Origin of the sequence: Nocardia sp. NPDC059236, from assembly GCF_042754085.1 — a bacterium.
GTDB lineage: Bacteria > Actinomycetota > Actinomycetes > Mycobacteriales > Mycobacteriaceae > Nocardia.
In genome coordinates, this window is the sequence record NZ_JBHZAF010000004.1 from 173851 (window position 1) to 195137 (window position 21287).

General features: G+C 66.1%; 22 protein-coding genes. 11 read left to right on the top strand and 11 right to left on the bottom strand.

Annotated features, from left to right (window positions below; all coding sequences use genetic code 11):
• Positions 1-328: 328 nt before the first annotated feature.
• Positions 329-574, top strand: coding sequence for a hypothetical protein (locus ACFXIV_RS13020; protein ID WP_379399647.1), 246 nt, complete (start codon positions 329-331; stop codon positions 572-574).
• Positions 575-579: 5 nt separating this feature from the next.
• On the opposite strand, the gene ACFXIV_RS13025 is transcribed toward ACFXIV_RS13020, so the two are convergent.
• Positions 580-1392: a response regulator transcription factor gene (locus ACFXIV_RS13025; RefSeq protein ID WP_379399646.1), complete on the bottom strand. Its 813-nt coding sequence runs from the start codon at positions 1390-1392 to the stop codon at positions 580-582.
• Positions 1393-1597: 205 nt separating this feature from the next.
• Entirely contained in the window at positions 1598-2386 is a 789-nt protein-coding gene (locus ACFXIV_RS13030; protein ID WP_379399645.1) for an IclR family transcriptional regulator, read from the bottom strand.
• 360 nt (positions 2387-2746) lie between these two features.
• Here ACFXIV_RS13030 and ACFXIV_RS13035 point away from each other — a divergent pair, with 360 nt between their 5' ends.
• Complete coding sequence (locus tag ACFXIV_RS13035; protein ID WP_379399644.1) at positions 2747-3385, top strand: helix-turn-helix domain-containing protein; 639 nt, start codon at positions 2747-2749, stop codon at positions 3383-3385.
• A gap of 35 nt (positions 3386-3420) precedes the next feature.
• Here ACFXIV_RS13035 and ACFXIV_RS13040 read toward each other — a convergent pair whose 3' ends face one another.
• The 8 genes from ACFXIV_RS13040 to ACFXIV_RS13075 all read right to left on the bottom strand — a co-directional run bounded on the left by ACFXIV_RS13040 (position 3421) and on the right by ACFXIV_RS13075 (position 10588).
• The gene (locus ACFXIV_RS13040; RefSeq protein ID WP_379399643.1) at positions 3421-3879 is read right to left on the bottom strand and encodes a hypothetical protein; all 459 of its coding nucleotides are present in this window, start codon (positions 3877-3879) and stop codon (positions 3421-3423) included.
• A gap of 2 nt (positions 3880-3881) precedes the next feature.
• Positions 3882-5471, bottom strand: a complete 1590-nt coding sequence (locus ACFXIV_RS13045; RefSeq protein ID WP_379399642.1) for an AMP-binding protein — start codon at positions 5469-5471, stop codon at positions 3882-3884.
• Between the two features lie 30 nt (positions 5472-5501).
• A complete protein-coding gene (gene hcaB / locus ACFXIV_RS13050) occupies positions 5502-6335 on the bottom strand; it encodes a 3-(cis-5,6-dihydroxycyclohexa-1,3-dien-1-yl)propanoate dehydrogenase (RefSeq protein WP_379399641.1) in 834 nt (277 codons plus the stop codon).
• A complete protein-coding gene (locus tag ACFXIV_RS13055; protein ID WP_379399802.1) occupies positions 6332-7216 on the bottom strand; it encodes an alpha/beta fold hydrolase in 885 nt (294 codons plus the stop codon). The genes hcaB and ACFXIV_RS13055 overlap by 4 nt, the downstream gene beginning before the upstream one ends.
• Positions 7217-7240: 24 nt before the next feature.
• The gene (locus ACFXIV_RS13060) at positions 7241-7801 is read right to left on the bottom strand and encodes a 3-phenylpropionate/cinnamic acid dioxygenase subunit beta (protein WP_379399801.1); all 561 of its coding nucleotides are present in this window, start codon (positions 7799-7801) and stop codon (positions 7241-7243) included.
• A 65-nt stretch (positions 7802-7866) separates the two neighbouring features.
• A complete protein-coding gene (locus ACFXIV_RS13065; protein ID WP_379399640.1) occupies positions 7867-9081 on the bottom strand; it encodes an NAD(P)/FAD-dependent oxidoreductase in 1215 nt (404 codons plus the stop codon).
• The gene (locus tag ACFXIV_RS13070; RefSeq protein WP_379399639.1) at positions 9081-9419 is read right to left on the bottom strand and encodes a non-heme iron oxygenase ferredoxin subunit; all 339 of its coding nucleotides are present in this window, start codon (positions 9417-9419) and stop codon (positions 9081-9083) included. Before ACFXIV_RS13070 ends, ACFXIV_RS13065 begins: the two co-directional genes overlap by 1 nt.
• A complete protein-coding gene (locus tag ACFXIV_RS13075; protein ID WP_379399800.1) occupies positions 9416-10588 on the bottom strand; it encodes an SRPBCC family protein in 1173 nt (390 codons plus the stop codon). The genes ACFXIV_RS13070 and ACFXIV_RS13075 overlap by 4 nt, the downstream gene beginning before the upstream one ends.
• Before the next feature lie 327 nt (positions 10589-10915).
• Between ACFXIV_RS13075 and ACFXIV_RS13080 the strand changes: the two genes are divergently transcribed.
• From ACFXIV_RS13080 to dmpG, 6 genes are read left to right on the top strand one after another with little or no spacing between them, the layout of a single operon-like run.
• Positions 10916-11899, top strand: a complete 984-nt coding sequence (locus ACFXIV_RS13080; protein WP_379399638.1) for a zinc-binding dehydrogenase — start codon at positions 10916-10918, stop codon at positions 11897-11899.
• Between the two features lie 26 nt (positions 11900-11925).
• On the top strand, positions 11926-12864 hold the full coding sequence (locus ACFXIV_RS13085; protein ID WP_379399637.1) for a 3-carboxyethylcatechol 2,3-dioxygenase: 939 nt from the start codon (positions 11926-11928) through the stop codon (positions 12862-12864).
• Complete coding sequence (locus ACFXIV_RS13090; RefSeq protein WP_379399636.1) at positions 12861-13691, top strand: alpha/beta fold hydrolase; 831 nt, start codon at positions 12861-12863, stop codon at positions 13689-13691. The genes ACFXIV_RS13085 and ACFXIV_RS13090 overlap by 4 nt, the downstream gene beginning before the upstream one ends.
• A 37-nt stretch (positions 13692-13728) precedes the next feature.
• Positions 13729-14541 (top strand): 2-keto-4-pentenoate hydratase, encoded by an 813-nt coding sequence (locus ACFXIV_RS13095; RefSeq protein ID WP_379399635.1) that lies wholly within the window; start codon positions 13729-13731, stop codon positions 14539-14541.
• Entirely contained in the window at positions 14538-15524 is a 987-nt protein-coding gene (locus tag ACFXIV_RS13100; RefSeq protein WP_379399634.1) for an acetaldehyde dehydrogenase (acetylating), read from the top strand. Before ACFXIV_RS13095 ends, ACFXIV_RS13100 begins: the two co-directional genes overlap by 4 nt.
• Positions 15521-16549: a 4-hydroxy-2-oxovalerate aldolase gene (gene dmpG / locus ACFXIV_RS13105; RefSeq protein WP_379399633.1), complete on the top strand. Its 1029-nt coding sequence runs from the start codon at positions 15521-15523 to the stop codon at positions 16547-16549. The genes ACFXIV_RS13100 and dmpG overlap by 4 nt, the downstream gene beginning before the upstream one ends.
• 209 nt (positions 16550-16758) lie before the next feature.
• Here dmpG and ACFXIV_RS13110 read toward each other — a convergent pair whose 3' ends face one another.
• Positions 16759-17727, bottom strand: a complete 969-nt coding sequence (locus tag ACFXIV_RS13110) for a helix-turn-helix domain-containing protein (protein ID WP_379399632.1) — start codon at positions 17725-17727, stop codon at positions 16759-16761.
• Between the two features lie 325 nt (positions 17728-18052).
• On the opposite strand from ACFXIV_RS13110, the gene ACFXIV_RS13115 reads away from it, so the two are divergent.
• The 3 genes from ACFXIV_RS13115 to ACFXIV_RS13125 are packed head-to-tail and all read left to right on the top strand — an operon-like array spanning position 18053 to position 21286.
• Entirely contained in the window at positions 18053-19171 is a 1119-nt protein-coding gene (locus tag ACFXIV_RS13115) for a saccharopine dehydrogenase family protein (RefSeq protein ID WP_379399631.1), read from the top strand.
• 2 nt (positions 19172-19173) lie between these two features.
• The gene (locus tag ACFXIV_RS13120; protein ID WP_379399630.1) at positions 19174-20406 is read left to right on the top strand and encodes a thiolase family protein; all 1233 of its coding nucleotides are present in this window, start codon (positions 19174-19176) and stop codon (positions 20404-20406) included.
• Between the two features lie 34 nt (positions 20407-20440).
• Positions 20441-21286: an enoyl-CoA hydratase/isomerase family protein gene (locus tag ACFXIV_RS13125; RefSeq protein WP_379399629.1), complete on the top strand. Its 846-nt coding sequence runs from the start codon at positions 20441-20443 to the stop codon at positions 21284-21286.
• Position 21287: the final 1 nt, after the last annotated feature.

Here is a 21287-nt window from a genome sequence, read left to right on the forward strand (position 1 = left end):
GACGGAATCAACAACGAGGTCACGACGCATTCTGGGTTCGGTCGGCGCTGAGTCAGCTGGAGTTTCTCGCATCCGGCAGATCGATCGAACCGGACTCGCGGGCGATGATCGAATTCGCGATCCGGTGGGCGCCGTTCGGCGGTGCGAGTGCGGGCGATCTGTTCGTGGCATTCGGTGTCGACCGGCGGCGGTTCATGACGCTGCTCGAGGAAGCGCTGTGGACCCGGCGATCCGACAACTCTGAGGAGCGGTGGTTCAAGCAGAGGTTGTGGGACTTGTTGACATCGGCGTGGCGTCCTCCTGGTCGCACCACGACCGGAGATGTTCGATGCTGACCCTCGCCGAGCAAGCCCGGTTCCTGGCTCAGGGCGATGTGCACTTGCGGATCTGGTTGAGCGGAACGGTGTTCGACTACCGGGCAACCTTGGATGCCGCGCAGAACTTGATTCGTGATTGTCGCCGAAAGTGTTGGTGTGCAATCGAATTGATCATGCAGGAGATCGAGGAATCGCTGCCGGAAACGCGCCTGCCGAATGAGCGATTGTTCCGCGATCCGCAACCTGTTGGGTGGTAACGGATTCAGGAGTCGGGCTGCTCGGCCGCCCATGTCGCGATCTGTAAGCGCGAGGTGAAACCGAGCTTGGTGAGGATGTGTTCGACGTGACCTTCCGCGGTGCGCTGTGAGATCACGAGCTGGGCGGCGATCGCCTTGTTGGACAAACCTCGGGCAACGAGTTCGGTGACCTGGCGCTCACGCTTCGTCAGGGTCGCGCCAGGACCCTGGGCGGGTGCGGCAGCGTTGGACTGCTCGCCGAGCGCAAAGGCCACAGCGGAATCGAATGTCATGGCGGCGCCTTCCTGGCGGGCCGCCTCGAACGCTCGCGCACCGAGAGCCTCCCGGCTGCTGCGCACGCAGTCATTGCGCTGAGCGAGCAGAACGGGAAACACGAATGCGGAGCTGCTGGCAACGCTTGCCAGCGAATCGGCGGCACCCATCAGCACAGCTGCGCGCCGATCAGGGTGTTGCCCGGCCGTGACCCAGGCCAGTGCCTCCATACAGGCCGCGGCAACGAGCGGATCTGCCGCCAGCCGGGCCAACCGAATGCTCTCCTCCAGCAAGTGCACAGCGCGGTCGGGCTCGCCCGCGCGCCATACGGTGTACCCCGCTGCCCACGACGCCCAGGATCGGAGCATTGTTTCGCCGGCGGATTCGGTGATTGCGAGCACCCGCTCGAAGCATCCGATGGCCCGCGACGTGTCACCCAGGATCGCGCAAGACCATCCGAGCGAGATCAGCGCATCCAACTGCCGGCTGAGCTCACCGAACGCTTCGTAGATATCGACGGCGCCGGCCACGAGGTCGTGCGCGTGGTCCACGTCGGCGTCGCCCATCACCTGGAGCTGATCTGCGATCAGATCATCTCGCCGGCCCGGCTGCAGCAAGATCCCCCGAAGTCACTGTTACCACCGGCTTTGACTTCGCTCGCCCGAATGAGCAGGACCTCCTCACCCGGGCCCCGGGGGTTCAAGTGTCGCGGATGTCGCACGCACGGTTCGATGATTCTGCCGCCGCGCAGGATTGTCTGGTCCCGTGCGGTTATGCCGTCTGGGGCAGCTGCGCGCGTCCGAGGGTGTTCGTCGCTGAGGCGCAGACCTGGCGGAGGGTGGTCTCGAGGCGGCGGGCTTCGAGGTGGCCGTGGGGTCCGGCCACCGAGAGTGCTGCGATGGCGCGGCCACGGCCATCGAAGACCGGCACAGCGATGCAGGACAGCCCGAGTCGGCTTTCCTGGTTGTCGTAGGCCACACCATTGCGCCTGATGGTGGTCAGTTCGCTGGCCAGCTGAGCTGGGTCGACGATAGTGTGCGGGGTGATTGCTTGCAGTGGGGAGGCAAAGACCTCGGTGGCGGTCTGGGAATGGTAGGCGAGCAGGACCTTGCCTACCGCGGTGCAGTGGGCCGGGAGTCGCCCACCGATGCGGGAGGGTGCCGGAATCGTGCGGTGGCCGTACAGCTTGGCGAGGTACACCACGTCGGTGCTGTGTAGCGCGGCCAAATGCACTGTATGCCGCGTTGTTTCGTAGAGATCGGTGAGGAAGGGCAGCAGCAGATCTCGGACGCGTTCGTGCTCGGGTGAGTACACCGCCTGACCCAGCTGATGCAATCGGGCACCGAGGCGGTAGCCAGTGCCCATGCGTTCGACAACACCGTTGCGTTCGAGCATCCCGAGCACGCGAAATGCGGTCGACTTGCTCAGTTGGGCGCGTCGTGCGAGCTCGCTGACGCCCAAGCCGCTGCTGGCCTGGTCGCCGAAGGCGACCAGCAAGCTGATGGCCTTGTCGACGGCGGCGCGGTCGTCGCGGACCGGTTCGGCAATTGACGTGGTCATGCTGGTTCCTCTTGCTCATGCTGTGGTGTCAACTTCAGTACACCGCTTCGGCACTTCTATGTGACAATCATGCAAACCTGCGAGCCGTTCGTCAACAGTGACGACCAGTCAATTATAAGTGACACCCAGAGCTGTTAGCTGGGGTTGCTGCTGCGATTGCCTTTGGCATGTTGTGTGAGACTGCCACGTCCGGCATGGCCGTCCGACACTCCGGACGGAAGTGGTATCCCCGTATCCGGGGCGTCGGTGCCGGACGTCGATGGCCGGGTTCCGACGATCCGCCCCGGTGACCGGGAGTCGGGCGTACCGGCTGTTGATACGTAGGGTGCATTTCGTGGCCTGTTCGTCAACAATGACGATATGCATATCAAAAGTGACGGGCGGCTCGATGAAAACGAGCTGGTGGCGCGCAACGTCCGCCGGTACCGGCTGGAGCGGGCAATGTCGCTGGGAGATCTGGCGCGTCGATCGGGACTGTCCAAACAGACCCTGTCGAAGATCGAACAGGGTGTAGGCAATCCGACCGTCGAGACGCTGTCGCAATTGGGGACCGCTTTGGATGTGCCGGCCCGGCGGTTGCTCACCGAATGGGGTACGCCCGTTTACGTGCAGCGGGCCGCCGATGGCGAGTGGACGGAGGGTGCCCACTGGTCGGAACGGCTGCTCGACGAGACCTACGGTTCGGGTCACGTCCGCACGCTGATGCTGCGCCTCGAACGCACCGGACCGGAACCCGTTGTCATCGAACCGCATGCTCCTGGCACGCTGCACCACGTCTACGTTGTGACAGGACGACTGCGTACGGGCCCGCTCAGCGAGCCTGTCGATCTGGCGGCGGGTGATTTCGTACGGTTCCCGGGTGATGTGCCGCATCGGCACGTCTGCCTGACCGAGCGGGTCGTCGCGCACGTGGTTACCACGGTGCCGCAGGTGCGTCAGTTCGGGCCGACTGTGATCCGGAGCGGCGGGACTCCGACGGTGACCGAGACTGCGAGCTGAGCTGTCAACCTGGGCGCGAAGGTGTTGTGCCGCAATCAGGTTCCGGGGACATGGTCGAGATCCATATCCACGGCGGTGACCCAGTTCGGCTCGGCGACCAGCAGGCTCAGCTCGTCGTCTGGCAGGTCCACGTCGACGACATGCCGAAATCCGACCGACTCGGCGGCGGCGATGGCGCTGTGGTCATCCGCGGATGCCGCGAAGACCAGACGACGGCTGTTGGGGTCGGCGGCCTCGACGGCCGCGAAGAGCGCGCCCAGCAGGTCGGCCAGCAGCGGTCCCGGTAGCGTGCCGGTGACGCGCGCTTCGACATCGTGGCTGTTGACGGGATAGGTATGGCGCAGGCGGCCGGATGCGCAGCGCTCGAGTTCGACCGTGACGCCGCCGTCGACGGGGCGGCGGACATCGAGCACAACCGTTGTCCGGGAACGGGATCGGAGATCGACGGTCCACGGTTCGGGGAGGACCGGCATGAAGATCGGCGGGACCGACATGATCAGGGCCCTTCCGTGGCGAGCCGCCGTATGGCGATCTTGTCGAGCTTGCCGGAGGCATTCCGCGGCACGGACGGTACGAGTTTGAGTCGGCGCGGCAACTTGTAGCGCGCTAGCTGTTCTGCCGCGTACTCGCGTACGTCCTCAATGGTGAGGCGGGCACCCTCTGCGAGGCTGGCGATCGCGACTACCGTTTCACCCCACTGCTCGTCGGGGGCGCCCACCACTGCAACGTCGACCAGCCCCGGCAGATCGGCAAGGGCGCGTTCGACTTCGGCGGGATAGACATTCTCACCGCCGGTGATGATCATGTCCTTCAAGCGGTCGACGATGAAGAGGTAGCCGTCCTGGTCGAGGTAACCGATATCGCCCGAATGGAACCAGCCTGCATCGTCGAAGGCCGCAGTAGTGGCGTCGGGATTGTTCCAATAACCGGGCGTGACATTGGGGCCACGGACCACCACCTCACCGGTGACGCCGGGCGCGACCTGCGTGTTCCGGTTCGGGTCGACAACCCGAACTTCGGTGTACGGCATGGGGATTCCTGCGGATCCGAGTTTGTCGAGGGTGCGCTCGACGGGCAGATGGGTGGCGAAAGGCGCGGTTTCGGTCAGCCCCCACGCCTGCTGGAGCCGAATGCCGTGCTGGGCAAAGCGTCGGATCAGTGTCGGTGCGACCGGTGCTCCGGCGACCACTACGGTGCGTAGGTGTGGCAGCTCGGTCTCGAAACAGCCGGGAACTCTTGCCAGGGCGGACAGCATTGCTGGAACCGCGAAGAACGAATTCACTTGATGCGAAACGAGATCGCCGAGGAAGGCGGCCGGATCGAAGCTGCGACGGACGATGAGGGTGCCGCCACGGACAATAGTGCGCAGTGCCAGCGCGTTGACTCCACCGATATGGAAGAGCGGAGCCACCGCGTGGGTGATGTCGCCACGTCGAGTGTCCAGGCGGCTGTCCACATTGACAGCGTTCCACCAGATGTTGCCGTGGGTGAGGACAACGCCTTTGGGGAGCCCCGTTGTCCCGGAGGTGAACATGAGGATGGCCGGATCGTCGAATCCTCGGGGGATGGCGGAGACAGCGGGCGTAGCCCCCGCGGCTTCGATGAGGGGTGCCCAAGGTTCCCAATAACCCGGCGCTTCGGCCTCGTTCGGCACCTGTGGGTCATCGTCGATGAGCAGAAAGTGGCGCAGCTCGGTGTACTCGCGCACGGCCTCCACTGCGGCGCGGTGCCCTGGCTCGCACACGATGGCCGAGGCTCCACTGCCGGACAGCACGGCCCGCAGCTCGGGTCCGGCCAGTCGGAAATTCACCGGAACGAAGATTGCCCCGAGCCGGAACGTGGCCAGCATCGTGACGAGGTAGCCAGAGCTGTTCAACCCCAGGTAGGCGACACGATCACCGGTAGTGATGCCGCGGGCTGCCAGCAGAACGGCCACGCGGGCGGCTTTGCAGTCGAGCTGGCTGTAGGTGAGATCGCCTCCGGCATAGCGGATCACCGTGCTGTCGGGCTGAAATCCGGCGAGCGCGCTGATTGCGGTGGCCGGGTTGATATTCACCGTTGTGGTTGGATGCGCCACGGTGCTCATCGGGTCTCCTTGTGCTCGTCGTCGAGCGAATTACAGGTGGTCACCGCCGGCGGCGGTGGCGAAGCCACGGACACCGATGCCGCCGTCGACCGAAATCGCTTGTCCGGTAATCGGTCCGCTCTGTTCCCGCGAAGCGAGCAGCACGTAGGACCCGGTGAAATCGCGAGGGTCGGTGCTGGAGTCGTGCAGCGGGATCGGCGGCGGGGGAGCGTCGGGGCTGCGCTTGGCGAACGACGCGGCCAGTGAACGTTCTTGCAGCGACAGCGATTCAGGGCCGCGCAGGTCGGTGTTCATGCCGCCGCAGGCGACGCCGTTCACGCGGACCTTGGGTGCGAGCTCATAGGCGAGTTCGCGCATCAACCCGAGGCAGGCGTGTTTGCTCGCGGTGTAGACCGGTCCGCCGCCGTTGACGTAGAAGGAGGCGTTCGACAGCGTCATCACGATGCTGCCCCGGGTTTTCACCAGTTCGCGCCAAGCTGCCTCGGCAGCGAGGAAGTATCCCTTCACATTGACCGAGAACAGCTCGTCGAAGGTGTCGGAGAGTTCCTTGCCGTTGAGGCGGGTGAGTTGGCGCTGGTAGTCCCAGATGCCGGCGTTCGCGACCAGCGTGTCGAGTTTGCCGAAGTGGGAGACGGTTTCGGCGACCGCAGCGTGCATCTGAGCGGAATCGCGCACGTCGGCCTCGAAGGCGAGCATGCGGGACTGGTCAGGACAGGCTCCTACGACTTCGTCCAGCTTGTTGCGGTCGCGTCCGAGAATGGCCACGTTCGCGCCTTCGGCGACAAATCGTTCGGCGACCGCCCGTCCGATCCCGGAGCCGCCGCCGGTGATCAGTGCTACGTAACCCTCCAGCCACCCGCTCATGACAGCTCCGCCAGGAAATCGCCGACCAGGCGCTCGAATTCGCGCGCACGCTCCAGTTGGACCCAGTGCCCGCAATTGCCGAAGATGTGCATCTGCACGTTGCGGATGTTCTTGAGCATGAGCTGGGCGCCGTCCAGGGTGATGGTGCGGTCGTCGCGGCCCCACAGCAGCAGCGTGGGTGCCTTGATCTTGTGCAGGTCGCGCCAGAGCGGGTCCATGCCGTGCCGTTTGGCGAAGGCAGCGTTGTAGCGGTGGTAGAACTCGATATGGCTCTCGTCGAGGGATGCCTCGTAGCGGGCCTTGACGACGTCCTCGCCGAACTGTTTGTGGTCGAAGACCATGGTGCGGATGAAGTTGGCCATCTTCTTCACGCTGGGCCCGCCGCCGTTGTAGTAGCGGAACATCTCTTTCTGGCCCTCGGTGGGCGTGGGGCCGAAGGGGAGCCATCCGCCGCCGGGTGCCATGAGCACCAGACCGGTGATCCGGTCCGGCTGGGTTTGCGCCATCGCAAGCGCCGCGGCCCCGCCGAGGCTGTTGCCCAGTAGATGGAAGCTGTCGATACCCAGCGTGTCGAGTGCCTGGAACAGGGCGTCGACAGTGAGCTCGGTGATGGAACGGGCATCGAGGTCGGCCTCGGTGGGCCGGTAGCTGCCGCCGAAGCCGGGCTGGTCAGGCAGGATCACCCGGAATCGCCGGGTAAGGGCGGCCAGGTTCTGGTGATAGTTGCTCACACCGGAGGCGCCGGGGCCGCCGCCGTGCAGCATGACCAGAACCGGGCCGCGCCCGGCTTCGGCCACGGCGATAGGGCCGAGGGTGGTGGCCACGGTGTGGTGCGTCAGCTGAATGTCGCGCTGTTGCAGGGCGAAATCGAGTTCGGACACGGACACGGTCGTCCCTTCGGTTGGTCAGAAGAAGGTCGAGATGTTCTTGGCCTGCAGGATGTTCTGATCCAGCAGGATGGCGCGGCGGGCGACCCGCAGCCGGTCGCCACTGCGGCGCAGCACATCGGTGCGCTGCCCGGCGAAGACGTTCTCTTCGCGTTCGAGGCGGTTGCGGTAGACCAGGAATGCCGATCGCACCAGCAGGTCGTCGGCCGTGAAGCCCGGTTGATCGGCCGGATCTGCATGGTGCACAACCACATTGGTGACGAGGTGGCGGGTGCGGGAGGGCGGGTCCTCGGCCCAGGCCATCCCGGAGTCGAAGCGCCGGATGCGCCAGGTGAGACTCTCCTTGGTCTCTTCGTAGTAGGCCGCCTCGCCGCGGGACGCGATCGACAGCGATTGCTGGCGGCGCAACCGGTTGGTGCGGGTCGGCATCCAGTAGTCCAGGTCGTCGTCGAGCAGGTCCAGCCAGTCGGTGAAGCGTCCGTCGTCGAGCAGTTCGGCCTCTTCGTAGTAGAACTGCTCGACCTCGAAGTGAATCTCGCGGTCGGCCTTCGAGCCGGCCGCTAACTGCGCTGTCGTGATGCTCACGGTCTCATTCCATCCCTTCTACGGGCAGCGCCACAGTGGTTGTGCCGCACGGCGGCACGTCAGCCGCGCAGCAGCTTGCGGAGGTCGGTCGAGGGGTCGGCGAGCCGGTCGCCGTCGACTGCGATGCCGCGGTCGATGAGGCGGCGAGCGGCGCGCACGGCGGTGGAGTTGTCGACGCCGACCGCTGCCACGACCCGGCCATCCCGCAGCCCGAAGGCCGAGAACGACGCCGAGCCGGGGGAGCCGCGCAGCACGATGTCCGCGGCGGCGGCCATCTCGCCCACCACCTCGACGTGCCGGTGATGCCGATCGGTCCAGAACCACGGCGCGGTGTCGGCGGGCGCAGCGGTACCGAGAATGGTTGCGGCAGCCCGCTGCCCGTCGTGCTGAGCGGCCTCCCAATGCTCGGTGCGGGGTAGCAGCACACCGTTGCGCTGAGTGCGGGCCGGATCGCCGACCGCGAGGACGGCCGGATTGGAGGTCATCTGGCGGTGGTCCACGATGATGCCCCGATCCACTTCCAGACCGGCCGCCGCGGCCAAACCGGTTTCCGGGACCATGCCGACGCCGAGGACGGCCACATCGAAGGTGCGGGGGAGATCTACGCCCGTGAGCCGCGCCTCGATGCCGAACACGGTGTCGCGCAACGACTCCACTCCAGCTTGGAGGGTGATGACGCCGCGGTGGGTATGCAGCATGTGCAGCCAGACGGCGAGCTCGGAGCCGACCGCGGTCGTCAGCGGCGGCCGGACCGGGTCGACCAAGACGACATCGGAGCCGAGATCGACTGCGGTGGAGGCGACTTCGGCACCGATGAGTCCGGCGCCGACGACCAGCACGCGCGCCCCGGGGACCAGGGCGGCTCGCAGCCGGTCGGCATCCTCAGCGGTGCGCAGCACGTGCACCCGTGAGCTGTCGCTGCCCGGGATCGGCGGCCGCGCGGCCCGGCCGCCGGTGGCCAGCACCACGCGATCGGTGGAAAGCGTTGTGCCGTCGGAGAGTTCGACACTGCCCAGGCCGGTGTGAAGCGCCGTGACGCTCGTTCGTGTGATCAGGCGAATCTTATTGTCGTCGTACCATCGCGGCGGCTGCAGCGCGATGTCAGCGAGCGTCTTGCGGCCTTCGAGGAACTCCTTCGACAGCGGTGGGCGGTCGTAGGGAAACTCCCCGGCGTCGACGAGAGTGACATCGCCGACGAAGCCACCCGCCCGCAGCGCGGCGGCGGTGCTGACGCCGGCGATTCCGCCGCCGACGATCACAACGTTTCCGACCATCACGGTGCCTCGTTCGGGAACAGGTAGACCTCGCCGTCGCGGACTTCCAGGCGATGCGGACGGGCGTTCTCCGTGGCCGGAAGGCACTGGACCTCACCGCTTTTCAGGCAGAACTTGCTCGAGTGCATCGGGCATTCGACGTATCCGCCCTCGACCCAGCCCTCGGCGAGCGAGGCGACCTCATGGGTACAGGTGTCGTTCAACGCGTAGACGCTGCCGTCGTCGTCGCGCAGCAGCGCGATGTCGTCGTCGGTGCCGGCGACGACCTTGTCGATCGCGATACCCTCGCCGACCGGGATGTCGTCGAGTGCCGCTACCCGGATTCCCGTGCTGCTCATCGTTTTTCCTTTTCATGCCAGGCCGGTGTGTTCATCAGATCGCGCCAGCGGCCGTAGAAGGCGCGCCCGGCGGCATCGCTGTAGAGCTCACTGGTGGTGCCGGGGTAGCGGCCGTCCTCACCCTCGGAACCCATGCCCATCTGGTAGTTCAGTGGCACCCGGTTGGTGATGAAGCCATTCGAGATGTGCTGCACCTCGCTCCAGTTCTCGCCGTCGTCCTGCTCGAAGATGCCGCTGGGGCCGAAGGTGCGCAGGTTGTACAGGCGTTGTGCCTCACGGACTTCCGGCGGCATCGACTTGTCCACCACGGTCCAGGCCCACACCTCCATGCGGTCGGGGCCCTTCGGGTGCCAGACCCGGATGGTGCCGATCACCGGCAGATACGAGAAATTGGGGAAGACGGTGGCGTGGCCGTCGGTGAGCGGTCCCTCGACGCGCGCGTCGCCGAGACGCTCGCGCAGCGCTTCGTAGTCGGTCCACTCGTGGACCTTCTGCGCGTTGAACCGATTCTTCGGATGCACCGGAAATCCCGCGCCGTGGCCATTGGGGTCCAGGTACTGTCGGCCACTGCGGTGCACGATCTCGTTCTTCGGATTCTTGCTGGGCGACAACACCATCAGTGCCGACGCGTGGCTCATGTTCACGTGGTACCAGTCGGTGGCGAACTGTTCGGCCGCCAGCTTCCAGTTGCCGTCCAGCACCCATTTGTGCACGCCACCGACGACCACCGTTCCCTCCGGGTCGTGGTCCAGCATGGCGTCCATGTACCAGGCCATGTCGCCGAGGTATTCGCGCAGCGAGAGGGGTTCCGGATTCCAGGTCCCGAAGATCAGCCCGCGATAGTTCTGCACGTGCGGCACCTCGACCAGGCCCCAGTCCGCGGTGTCGAACGAGGCCGGATAGCCGTCCTTGTTCGGGATCGAGACGAGCTTGCCGTCCAGGTCGTAGGCCCACCCGTGATAGGTGCAGGTGAAATTCCGGGTCGCCCCGACATCCGCCCGGCACACCCGCGCGCCGCGATGGCGGCAGGAGTTCAGGTAGGCCCGGATGTTCCGGTTCTTGTCCATGGTGACGATGACCGGGTCCTCGCCCATGTAGGTGGTGAAGAAATCCCCGGGCTTGTGGAATTGGTCGGTGTGCGCCAGGAACAGCCAGCTCGGGGCGAACACCCGTCGCAGCTCCTGGCGGTAGAGCTGCTCGTCGGTGAAGATGGCCCGGTCCAGCAGGCCGCCCTCGGAATCGACCAGCCCGGAGACATCGATAGTGCGGGCCAGCTCGACCGGCCGCCGCAGCGCGCCGCACGGGGTGGCGGTGGCGGTCTCGCAACCGGTCGCGGGTTCGATGGTGGAGGTCATGGTCTTCAGCGAACCCGGCGGAAACCGCTGACTCCACCGCATGTTCCGCAGGACGGCACGCCCCACGCGAGATCCGCGCGCTGTTCCGCAGGGCGGCACGCGGACTAGGGCGGCGGGGATCCGAACAGCGAGTGTGGCCACATGCTCGCTGCACAGGCCATCGCCCAGAGCGCCACCGACCCGTTGTCGGGTCTTGTCGTGCGCGATATCGCCATCCCGCTGCCGCCACCTGGTTGGACTCTGGTCCGGGTGGTGGCGGCCTCGTTGAACATGCACGACCTGTGGACGCTGCGTGGCGTCGGTCATCCGCCGGAACGACTGCCGATCGTATTGGGCTGCGATGCTGCGGGTTACGACGCCGACGGCAATGCAGTCATCGTCCATCCGGTGATCGCGGACCCGGACGCGGGTAGCGGGGACGAGACCCTGGATCCGAACCGCGCGTTGATGTCCGAACTCTACGACGGCACCTTCGCCGAATACCTGGCCGTGCCCAGTCGGAATCTGGTGCCCAAACCGACATGGTTGTCCTTCGATGAGGCGGCCTGTCTGCCGGTCGCGTGGACCACCGCGTACCGGATGTTGTTCACCAAGGCGGGAATTCGACCCGGCGATCGCGTGCTCGTCCAGGGGGCGGGTGGAGGAGTCGCCTCGGCGGCCATCAAACTCGCCGCCGCTGCCGGCGCCGTGGTGTACGCGACCAGCCGCAGCGAGAGCAAACGCGCCGAGGCGCTGGCATGGGGTGCCCACGCCGCCGTTCCCAGCGGTGAGCGGCTGCCCGAGAAGGTCGATGTGGTCATCGAAACCGTCGGCGCGGCGACGTGGGAACACTCCCTGAAGTCGCTGCGACCGGGTGGCGCCATCGTCGTCGCCGGAGCGACCAGTGGTGCCAACCCACCCGCCGATCTGACCCGCGTGTTCTATCTGCAGCAGCGAATTCTCGGTTCCACCGGCTGCACCCGCGCCGAGCTGGAGGGAATGCTGCGCATGATGGGATCCACCGGCGTGCGGCCCGTGATCGATCGAACATTGCCGCTCAGCGACATTCACAAGGGCTTCCAGTTGATGATCGACGGCGATCTCACCGGCAAGCTCGTGATCCATCCGCCCGGCGTCTCGCACTGACATCCGACCCAGCTCGAGGAATCGATATGACTGCAGCAGCCGTGGGACTGTCCCACTCACCGCTCATCGGTAAGAACGATCCAGCTCCGGACGTACTGGCCCGGGTGGACCAGGCCGTGTCCGCCGCGAAAGAATTCATTCGCGACTTCGACCCGGAGCTGGTCGTGTTGTACGCCCCCGACCACTACAACGGCTTCTTCTACAAGGAGATGCCGCCGTTCTGCCTGGCCACCGAGGCACACGCGGTCGGCGATTTCGACTCGGCGGCGGGTCAGCTCTCGGTTGACACGGGTGCGGCGAAATTGATCGCGAAGGGCGTGCTCGACCGCGGCGTCGATCTGACCATCTCGGCCCGGATGATCGTCGATCACGGGTTCGCGCAGCCGCTCGAAACCCTTTTCGGCGGCATCGACCGAGTACCGGTGGTTCCGGTGTTCGTCAACGGTGTCGCCACTCCGCTGGGACCGATGAGCCGAGTCCACGCACTGGGCACCGCGATCGGCCAGGCGGCCGGCGAATTGGATTTGCGCGTCCTGTATCTCGCCTCCGGCGGTCTCTCGCACGATCCGCCGGTGCCGGTGCTGGACGGCGCGCCGCCGCGGGTCGCCGACGCGCTGATCGAAGGCCACGCACCGACCCCCGAGCAACGTGCCAAGGGCGAACAACGGGTCGTGCAGGCCGGCCGCGACTATGTCGCCGGAACCAGCACGATGACCCCCATCAACCCGGAATGGGATAACCGGCTACTGGACTTGCTGGAGCAGAACCGCCTCGGCGAGTTCGCTTCCTGGCCGGTGGACTGGATGGGCGAGCAGGGCGGCGGTTCCGCTCATGAGGTGCGCACCTGGCTGGCCGCCTACGCCTCGCTCGCGGCGGGCGGTCCTTTCGATCTGAAATACCGCTTCTACGAAGCGATCCCGGCCTGGATCGCCGGGTTCTCCGTCACCACGGCGCTCCGGCAATGAGGTATCCGCACTACACCGACAACGGCCTGCGCAGTGCGCCCGCCGTGGTGTTCATCGGCTCGCTCGGCACCACGCTGACAATGTGGGACGCACAGATCGAAGAGCTCGGCAGGCGATATCGCACCATCGCGGTCGACCTGCCGGGGCACGGAGGCACTCCGGTGCCGCAAACACCGTGCACGGTGCCGGGGTTCGCAGCCCAGGTACTTCGGCTCATGGACGCGCTGGGTGTCACTCGGTTCTCGGTAGTAGGTTTGTCGTTCGGTGGGGCGGTCGTGCAGGCCCTTGCGGGAAGTCATCCCGATCGCATCGAATCGGTCGTAATCGCCTGTGCCGCACCACGCTACACGGCGGAGTTCTGGCATGACAGGGCCGAGGAGGTCCGAAAGCGTGGGCTGACCGGCGTGCTGCAGCGCACCGCGCTGCGCCGCTTCGCCCCCGGCTTCGACCTGCGGGAGCCGGAGGCCTACGCGGCATCGCTGCTGATGCTCGCGACCATGGACCCGCTGGGCTACGCGGCCTGTTGCGATGCACTCGCCACCCACGACGCCGGTGCGCTGTTGCCGCGTATCACCGCGCCGACGCTGATCCTGGCCGGAGAACTCGACCATGTCACCCCGCCCGCACTGGTGCGGGAGATGCACGCGCTCGTGTCCGATTCCGAACTCCGGCTCATCAGAGGCTGCGGGCACCTGGCGAACATCGAGAAGCCGCTGGAGTTCAACACCTTGGTCGACACCCACCTCGCGAATTCGATTGGGTCGCAGGAAGCCTCGTTCCGTCCAGCGGAACGCGCCACTGATCGGCACGACCGTGCCCGGGCATGATCGGCGTGGCAGCTATCAGAAGGATGTGATTTCACCTATGAGCGCAACCGGTATCGACGCGAACATCGTCGGGCAAGCTGCCGACCACCTCACGCGCGCGATCCGCGCACTGCGGCCGGTCGCACCGGTCCGCGATCTGCTCGGCGTGGGCGACATCGGCGTCGCCTACGCCGTACAGGAGGAGCTCACCCGGCGGCGGGAAGCCACGGGCGGCGTGGTCGTCGGCCGCAAGATCGGCCTGACTTCACCGGCGGTGCAGCAGCAACTCGGCGTCGACCAGCCCGATTTCGGGGTGCTCTTCGCCGACATGGATGTCTCGGGCGCCGGTGAAGTGCCCTCACGGCGGTTGCTGCAGCCCAAGGCCGAGGCCGAAGTCGCTTTCATTCTGAAAGAGGATCTGGCCGACGGTGACCTGGACGACGAGCAGATCAGCGCGGCAGTCGATTACGCCGTCGCGGCGCTCGAGATCGTCGACAGCCGCATCGCCGACTGGGACATCACCATCACCGACACGGTGGCCGACAACGCCTCGAGCGGCCTGTTCGTGCTTGCCGGCAAGCAACTCACCCTCGCCGACTTCGCCCCGCGCGAGGTGACAATGCGGATGTACGCCGACGATGTGCTGGTCTCGGAGGGGACCGGCGCCGCCTGCCTCGGTGACCCACTCAATGCCCTGGCCTGGTTGGCCCGCACGGCCAAGGCGTATGGAAATCCGTTGCGGGCCGGGCAGATCATCCTCTCGGGTGCGCTCGGCCCGATGGTGCCCGCGCCGCCGGGTACCCGTATCCGGGCCGAAATCGGTCCGCTCGGTTCGGTTTTCGCCACGTTCTCCCCCAAGGAGGGGCAATGAGCAACACCACCAAGACCAAGGTGGCCATCATCGGGTCGGGCAATATCGGCACCGACCTGATGATCAAGGTGCTGCGACTGTCGGACACTCTCGAGGTCGGCGCCATGGTCGGCATCGATCCGGAGTCCGACGGGCTGGCGCGTGCCCAGCGCTTGAAGGTGCCCACCACCTCGCAGGGTGTCGACGGACTGATCGCCCTGCCGAACTTCGACGATATCGACATCGTCTTCGACGCCACCTCGGCCAAGGCACACATCGCCAACGCCGCCAAGCTGGAACCCTTCGGCAAGAATCTCATCGACCTCACCCCGGCCGCGATCGGACCATTCGTGGTGCCGCCGGTCAATCTCGACGAGCACCTCGACGCCGGCGTGGCGAACGTCAACATGGTGACCTGCGGTGGGCAGGCCACGATCCCGATGGTCGCGGCAGTCTCCGCGGTCACCCCGGTGCACTACGCGGAGATCGTGGCCTCCATCGCCTCGAAGTCCGCGGGCCCCGGCACCCGCGCCAATATCGACGAATTCACCGAAACCACCTCGCATGCCATCGAATCCGTCGGTGGCGCGGCGCGGGGCAAGGCGATCATCATCCTGAATCCGGCCGAGCCGCCGTTGATCATGCGTGACACCGTCTTCTGCCTGATCGGCGACGCCGACCAGGACGCCATCCGCGCGTCCATCGCCGAGATGGCCGAACGGGTCGCGCAGTACGTGCCCGGCTACCGGCTGAAGCAGCAGGTGCAATTCACCGCGGTCGACCCGAGTGAGCCGGTCCACACCCTGGTTCCCGCAGGTGTGGGTCCGGTGACGACCAGGGTGTCGGTGTTCCTCGAGGTCGAGGGCGCGGCACACTACCTGCCCGCCTACGCGGGCAATCTGGACATCATGACCTCGGCGGCGCTGCGTGTCGCCGAATCCATCGCCCGCCGGAAAGACAGCGCCGCGCTGGGACTTACGACCGCCGGGGAGGCAGTGCGATGACCCGTCAGCTCTACATCCAGGACGTGACCCTGCGCGATGGGATGCACGCCATCCGTCACCGCATCGACCCGGCCGACGTCGGCCGCATCGTCGCGGCACTGGACGCCGCCGGCGTGGACGCCATCGAGGTTGCGCACGGCGATGGCTTGGCCGGGGGCTCGGTCAACTACGGTCCGGGCAGTCATACCGACTGGGAATGGCTCGAGGCCGCGGCCGCGAATATCACCAACGCCGTTCTCACCACCCTGCTGCTGCCCGGTATCGGCACCATCGTCGAACTCGAACGTGCCTACGAGCTCGGTGTCCGGTCGGTGCGTATCGCCACGCACTGCACCGAAGCCGACATCTCCGCTCAGCACATCACCAAAGCCCGTGAGCTGGGTATGGATGTCTCCGGATTCCTCATGATGAGTCACATGGCGCCGCCCGCCGATCTCGCGGCCCAGGCCAAACTCATGGAATCCTATGGCGCACAGTGCGTTTACGTCACCGACTCGGGCGGCCGCCTGACCATGGACGGTGTGCGCGACCGCGTCCGGGCCTACCGCGATGTGCTCGACCCGGCCACACAGATCGGCATCCACGCTCACGAGAATCTCTCGCTGTCGGTGGCAAACAGCGTGATCGCCGTCGAGGAGGGCGTCACCCGCGTCGACGCCTCCCTGGCGGGGCAGGGTGCAGGAGCGGGCAACTGCCCGATCGAACCGTTCATCGCGGTGGCGAATCTGCAAGAGTGGCAGCACAACTGCGATCTCTTCGCACTCCAGGACGCCGCCGACGATCTGGTCCGGCCCCTGCGCGACCGTCCGGTTCAAGTCGATCGAGAAACCCTCACCCTCGGCTACGCGGGCGTGTACTCCTCGTTCCTGCGCCACGCCGAGATCGCCGCGCAGCGCTACGGCATCGACGCCCGCACCCTGCTGCTCGAGGTCGGCCGCCGCCGTCTGGTCGGCGGGCAAGAGGACATGATCGTCGACATCGCCCTGGACCTGCTGCCGGAGCGGGACGCGGTCCCGGCCGGCTGACGCGGTCCGCTCGATATGGCGGTCAAGGTCGCGGCCGCCGATCCACGCGTCGCCGCGGTGGTGGCGTAGCCACCGCTGGCAGCCGGCCGCGCCGCATTGTCGAATACGCTGCCGGCACACGGGGTTCGGTTGTTGATCGCCGGATGCAGGAACAGCGCCGCCGTCGTATCCAACGACGGCGGCCTTCTGCGTTGGCGGTCCGGTGTGCCTCAGGCGCGCGGGGCCGTTCCGCCGGCCTGCGACAGCACGCTGCTGGGGGTGACGCCGAAGGCCTGCTTGAAACTACGGCTGAAGTGCGCGGTGTCATTGAAGCCCCACCGGAACGCGATATCGGTGACGGTCTTGTGGCCGCCGCCGCGGGCGAGTTCACGACGACATGCCTCGAGCCTGCGCTCCCGGATCCAGCGACCCACCGTGGTGCCGCTATCGGCGAAAAGCAGATGCAGAGTACGGACAGAGATGCCATGTGCCGTGGCGATCGACGACGCGCACAGCCCCGGGTCGCCCAGATTGTCCTCGATATGGTGACGGACCCTGACCATCAGTGCCGCCCTAGCCGTCGACGGTGGACGTTCGGACAGTGGGGTGAGGGCGGAATCGAGGGTGTCGAAGAAACTCTGGCAGGCGATCGCCAGAGCGGCATCACTGAGATTATCCAATTCCCTTGCTATGGAGCGTAATTGATCTCCAGCAATGGCCAACAGACCGGTCCCGGCCGCCGTCGAGACCGAGCTGTCGACCCGTGAGGCCGCCGCAGCCAGGCCGCGCGGCACGCGCTCGCGGGGAAGTAGCAGCGTCAGCTCGCGGTGTGGGTCCACGGCGTCGAAACCCTGGGCGAGCTCACCATCCCAAATCAGAAGCTGATCGGGGCCTACCAATAGTTCGCTGCCGGCGTACTGGCATGCGACCCGGCCGACCAGATTCATCGAGACACCGACGAGTTGGTCTCGGTCTTGATTGCTTCCGCTGCGTACGCGACGCCCAGCGAACCGACCACCGCGGAAGTCGGCGATCGTGAGGTCGCCCAACCGCCGATATCGCACCGCTGCTTCGAACTGCTCATCCGTAGGGAACGACAGCGCCCAGCTCAAATGCAGCTCGGCCATCTTGCTCGTCCAGGCGTCGAAAGCGCCGGTACGCGGCAACCCGTCGGTTGACCAGATCACTGCTTCGGTCACAAGGACCCACCTCCATTGGAGGGCACGCGGGGAAAACGTGCCAATCCATTACTCAGTCAAGCTCCGGTGGGTTGTGACGGGCAATGGTCCCGTTCCGTCGTGCGGAACAACGGGCGGTCCGGAATCAGTCCGTACCCGGCTTGCGCGCGGGTGCGCGAATCGGCAATCGGTCGTGCACTCACGATCAAGCATAGGTCCTGGAGAACCGTCAGAGTTGTCTACGTCACACGGGCAGGGGCGCCCCGAATCCGGGCCCACCTGCCATTCGATTCTCAGGCCGAGCCCGGCGATGCCGGAGCTTCGGCGCATATCGGAAGGAGCAGCCGTGAGCGATCGGCGTCCGGTTGTCGTCTACGGTGCCAGCGGTTCGACCGGCCGCTTGGTTGCCGAGTATCTGCGTGAGTACAGCATTCCGTTCGTGGCCGCCGGCCGGAACAAGGCGCGCATCCAGGAGGTCATGGACAAGGTCCCGGGTATCGAGACCGCCGACTATGAGATCGCGGAGGTCGACGGCTCGGTGGAGTCGCTGACCGAGCTGTTCGAAGGCCGCCAGGTGGTGTGCAACGTGGTGGGGCCATTCCTGCGTTATGCCCCGGTGGTGCTGGAGGCGGCCGCGCGGGCCGGTATCCACTACCTCGACACGGCGGGCGAGCAGTTGCACATGCTGCGCGTCCAGGAGGAGTTCGGGCCGCGATTCGCCGCCAACGGGCGCGCGGTCTCCACCGCGGTATCCATTCAGTACGCGCTGCACGACATCGCCGCCCGTATCTGCTTGGAGACCCCCGGCGTCGACACTCTCGAACTCGGCTCCTACGCGACCGCTATCCCGACCGTGGGTTCGACCCAGTCGATCTTCGATGTCATTCGGGCGCAGGCGCACTACCTCGAGGGCGGGCAGCTGAAGAAGTACGACGGCGTCGTCGTTCAAGACCTGGTCGTGCCCGGTACCGGCCTGGTGCTCAAGGGCACCAACTGGGGCGGCACGGCCATGCCGGTGTTCTTCCGCAACGATCGTCGCGTCCGCAACTGCCGGATGTATGTGGCAATGCAGAACCAGGACATCTGGAAGCGGGTCCTCGATGTCGAGCGCCTGTTCAAGGTGTCACTGCAGTGGCTGCCGGAGGAGACGCTCTACCCGGTGCTGGACCGTATGGCCGCCACGATGACCCCTGACAGCCCGCCGCGTGAGAACCGGCAGATTCAGCGCTCGGTCGACTGGTGTACCGCCCGTGGCAATATCGCCACCTCGCGTGTGGTCATCCACTCCAGCACCGGCTATCAGATGACGGGACTCGTTCAGGCCTACACCGCGATGCGACTGCTGGGTGACACCTACAACGGAAACGGATTCCGTTCTCCGGCAGAGCTTGTCGGTCACCGCGAGCTCATGGGTGCGCTCGAATCCTACGGCTTCGCACGCATCACCGAAGAAAGCGTCGCGTGACGATGACCGGCGCTGCCGAACCGGTATGGATCATCGGAGTGGGTATGACCCGATTCGGTGTGCGGCCGCAGGCATCGGTCAAAGACTTGACCCGCGAGGCCGTCACCGAGGCGATGTCCGATGCCGGACTCGAACTGGGCACGATAGAGGCTGCGTACTTCGGCAATACCTGCCAGGCGGTGCTCGAAGGCCAGATTGTGGTGCCCGGGCAGATGGCCTTGCGCAGCATGGGCTTTCAGGGCATTCCGATCGTGAATGTCGAAAATGCCTGTGCGACAGCCGCGAGCGCGTTGCACCAGGCGGTGATGCATGTACGGTCCGGTGCCGGTGACGTGGTGCTGGCTGTCGGCACCGAGAAGACGAACATCGACGACAAACGAAAGATGTTGAGTGTCTTCGAAGGTGGCGTCGACGTCCACGACTCCGAAGGTGTGCGGCAGATACTGCGCGAACTCGGCGGCGAGGTGCCGGCCGAGGGCGAGGCGCCGCGCAGCATGTTCATGGATATCTATGGGGCGCTCGCCCGTTCGCATATGAGCGCCTTCGGCACCACCAGGGAACAACTGGCGTTGATCGCGTCGAAGAACCACGGTCACGCCGAGCACAATCCACTCGCGCACTTCCGGGCGCCGATGTCCGTCGAGGCGATCCTGGCCGCACGCGTCGTGACCGAACCGCTGACGGTGCCGATGTGCGCGCCGATGACCGACGGCGCCGCCGCCGCGATTGTATGCAGCACGGCGGCCATGCGCCGCCTCGGAGCCACCCGGCCGATCAAGGTGCTGGCCGCCGTGACTCGAACCGGAACCGTTCGCGCGCTGTCGGATTGGGATCACGGCGTCAGCCGACTGGCTGCGCTACGTGCCTATGAGCAGGCGGGGGTCGGCCCGTACGAAGTGGACGTGGCCGAGGTGCACGACGCCTCCGCTTTCGGGGAATTGCTGCAGACCGAGATGCTCGGTCTTTGCGAGATCGGTACCGGCGGCAAGTTCGCCGAATCCGGCGCGACCAGGCTCGGCGGCCGACTGCCGGTAAATCCCTCCGGAGGGCTCGAGTCCAAGGGCCATCCGATGGGAGCCACCGGCCTGGCGCAGGTGTACGAGCTGGTGCAGCAGCTGCGCGGCGAGAGCGGCAAGCGTCAGGTCCCGGGCGCGCGTATCGCGCTCGCGGAGAACGGGGGCGGCATGTACGGCGGGGAGGAAGCCGTTGCCGCAATCACCATCCTGAGTGCGTGATTCACGCACGGCTAGTGGAAATAACGGAGTCACAATGGATTACAAGACCCTGAAGGTTCGTCGCGACGGCCGGGTGCTGTACGTCGATTTCGACAACGCGCCGCTGAACCTGATGACCATCGAGATGGTCGGCGAACTGTTCGACCTGGCCGGAAAGCTGATCTTCGACCCGACAACCGGGGTGGTCGTGTTCGGCAGTGCCAACCCGGAGTTCTTCATCGCGCATTTCGACCTGAACGACCTGTTCCGGGCGATGAGCGACCCGACCGTGCCGCAGAGCAAATACGACGACATCAATGTCGTGCAGGCGCTGACCACGATGTGGGAGGCGGTGCCGCAGGTCACCATCAGCCTGGTCGACGGCATCGTGCGTGGCGGGGGACTGGAGTTCCTGCTCGCCACCCATATGCGCTTCGCCACCCCGGAGAGCAAGTTCGGCCTCCCCGAGACCAGCGGTGGATTCCTGCCCACCGGCGGCGGCACCACCCGTCTGGCGCTCCAGCTGGGCCCGGCGCGAGCACGAGAGATCATCTTGTCCGCTCGTGACTTCGACGGCGCCGAGGCTGCGGCCTACGGGCTGGTCAACCGCGCCGTGCCGAGGGACGAAATCGTTTCCTACGTAGAGGATCTCGCGCAGCGGATCGCGGACCGTTCGACCGGATCGGTGGCCGCGGTCGACGAGGTGCTCAAGACCGTCTACGAGAGCGCCATCGACGCCCAGTTCGCCGGCTTCCGGGTCGAGAACGACGCAATGAAGACGCTGCTGACGAGTCCGGCCGTCCAGGCGTTCCTGCAGGGCCTGGCCGGGCTCCAGGACCCCGAGTCCGAACGCGACCTGCCGGCATCCATCGCGAAGTCGCTTGCCGCCGTGGCCAAGTAGA

Bases quoted from the DNA above. Each gene is read 5' to 3' on its own strand.
- ACFXIV_RS13065 (WP_379399640.1), bottom strand. From the start codon at position 9,081: ATGGTCGGAAACGTTGTGATCGTCGGCGGCGGAATCGCCGGCGTCAGC.
- ACFXIV_RS13090 (WP_379399636.1), top strand. From the start codon at position 12,861: ATGAGGTATCCGCACTACACCGACAACGGCCTGCGCAGTGCGCCCGCC.
- ACFXIV_RS13030 (WP_379399645.1), bottom strand. From the start codon at position 2,386: ATGACCACGTCAATTGCCGAACCGGTCCGCGACGACCGCGCCGCCGTC.
- hcaB (WP_379399641.1), bottom strand. From the start codon at position 6,335: ATGAGCGGGTGGCTGGAGGGTTACGTAGCACTGATCACCGGCGGCGGC.
- ACFXIV_RS13045 (WP_379399642.1), bottom strand. From the start codon at position 5,471: ATGAGCACCGTGGCGCATCCAACCACAACGGTGAATATCAACCCGGCC.
- ACFXIV_RS13020 (WP_379399647.1), top strand. From the start codon at position 329: ATGCTGACCCTCGCCGAGCAAGCCCGGTTCCTGGCTCAGGGCGATGTG.
- ACFXIV_RS13125 (WP_379399629.1), top strand. From the start codon at position 20,441: ATGGATTACAAGACCCTGAAGGTTCGTCGCGACGGCCGGGTGCTGTAC.
- dmpG (WP_379399633.1), top strand. From the start codon at position 15,521: ATGACCCGTCAGCTCTACATCCAGGACGTGACCCTGCGCGATGGGATG.
- ACFXIV_RS13085 (WP_379399637.1), top strand. From the start codon at position 11,926: ATGACTGCAGCAGCCGTGGGACTGTCCCACTCACCGCTCATCGGTAAG.
- ACFXIV_RS13100 (WP_379399634.1), top strand. From the start codon at position 14,538: ATGAGCAACACCACCAAGACCAAGGTGGCCATCATCGGGTCGGGCAAT.
- ACFXIV_RS13120 (WP_379399630.1), top strand. From the start codon at position 19,174: ATGACCGGCGCTGCCGAACCGGTATGGATCATCGGAGTGGGTATGACC.
- ACFXIV_RS13025 (WP_379399646.1), bottom strand. From the start codon at position 1,392: ATGGGCGACGCCGACGTGGACCACGCGCACGACCTCGTGGCCGGCGCC.
- ACFXIV_RS13070 (WP_379399639.1), bottom strand. From the start codon at position 9,419: ATGAGCAGCACGGGAATCCGGGTAGCGGCACTCGACGACATCCCGGTC.
- ACFXIV_RS13080 (WP_379399638.1), top strand. From the start codon at position 10,916: ATGCTCGCTGCACAGGCCATCGCCCAGAGCGCCACCGACCCGTTGTCG.
- ACFXIV_RS13040 (WP_379399643.1), bottom strand. From the start codon at position 3,879: ATGTCGGTCCCGCCGATCTTCATGCCGGTCCTCCCCGAACCGTGGACC.
- ACFXIV_RS13035 (WP_379399644.1), top strand. From the start codon at position 2,747: ATGCATATCAAAAGTGACGGGCGGCTCGATGAAAACGAGCTGGTGGCG.
- ACFXIV_RS13095 (WP_379399635.1), top strand. From the start codon at position 13,729: ATGAGCGCAACCGGTATCGACGCGAACATCGTCGGGCAAGCTGCCGAC.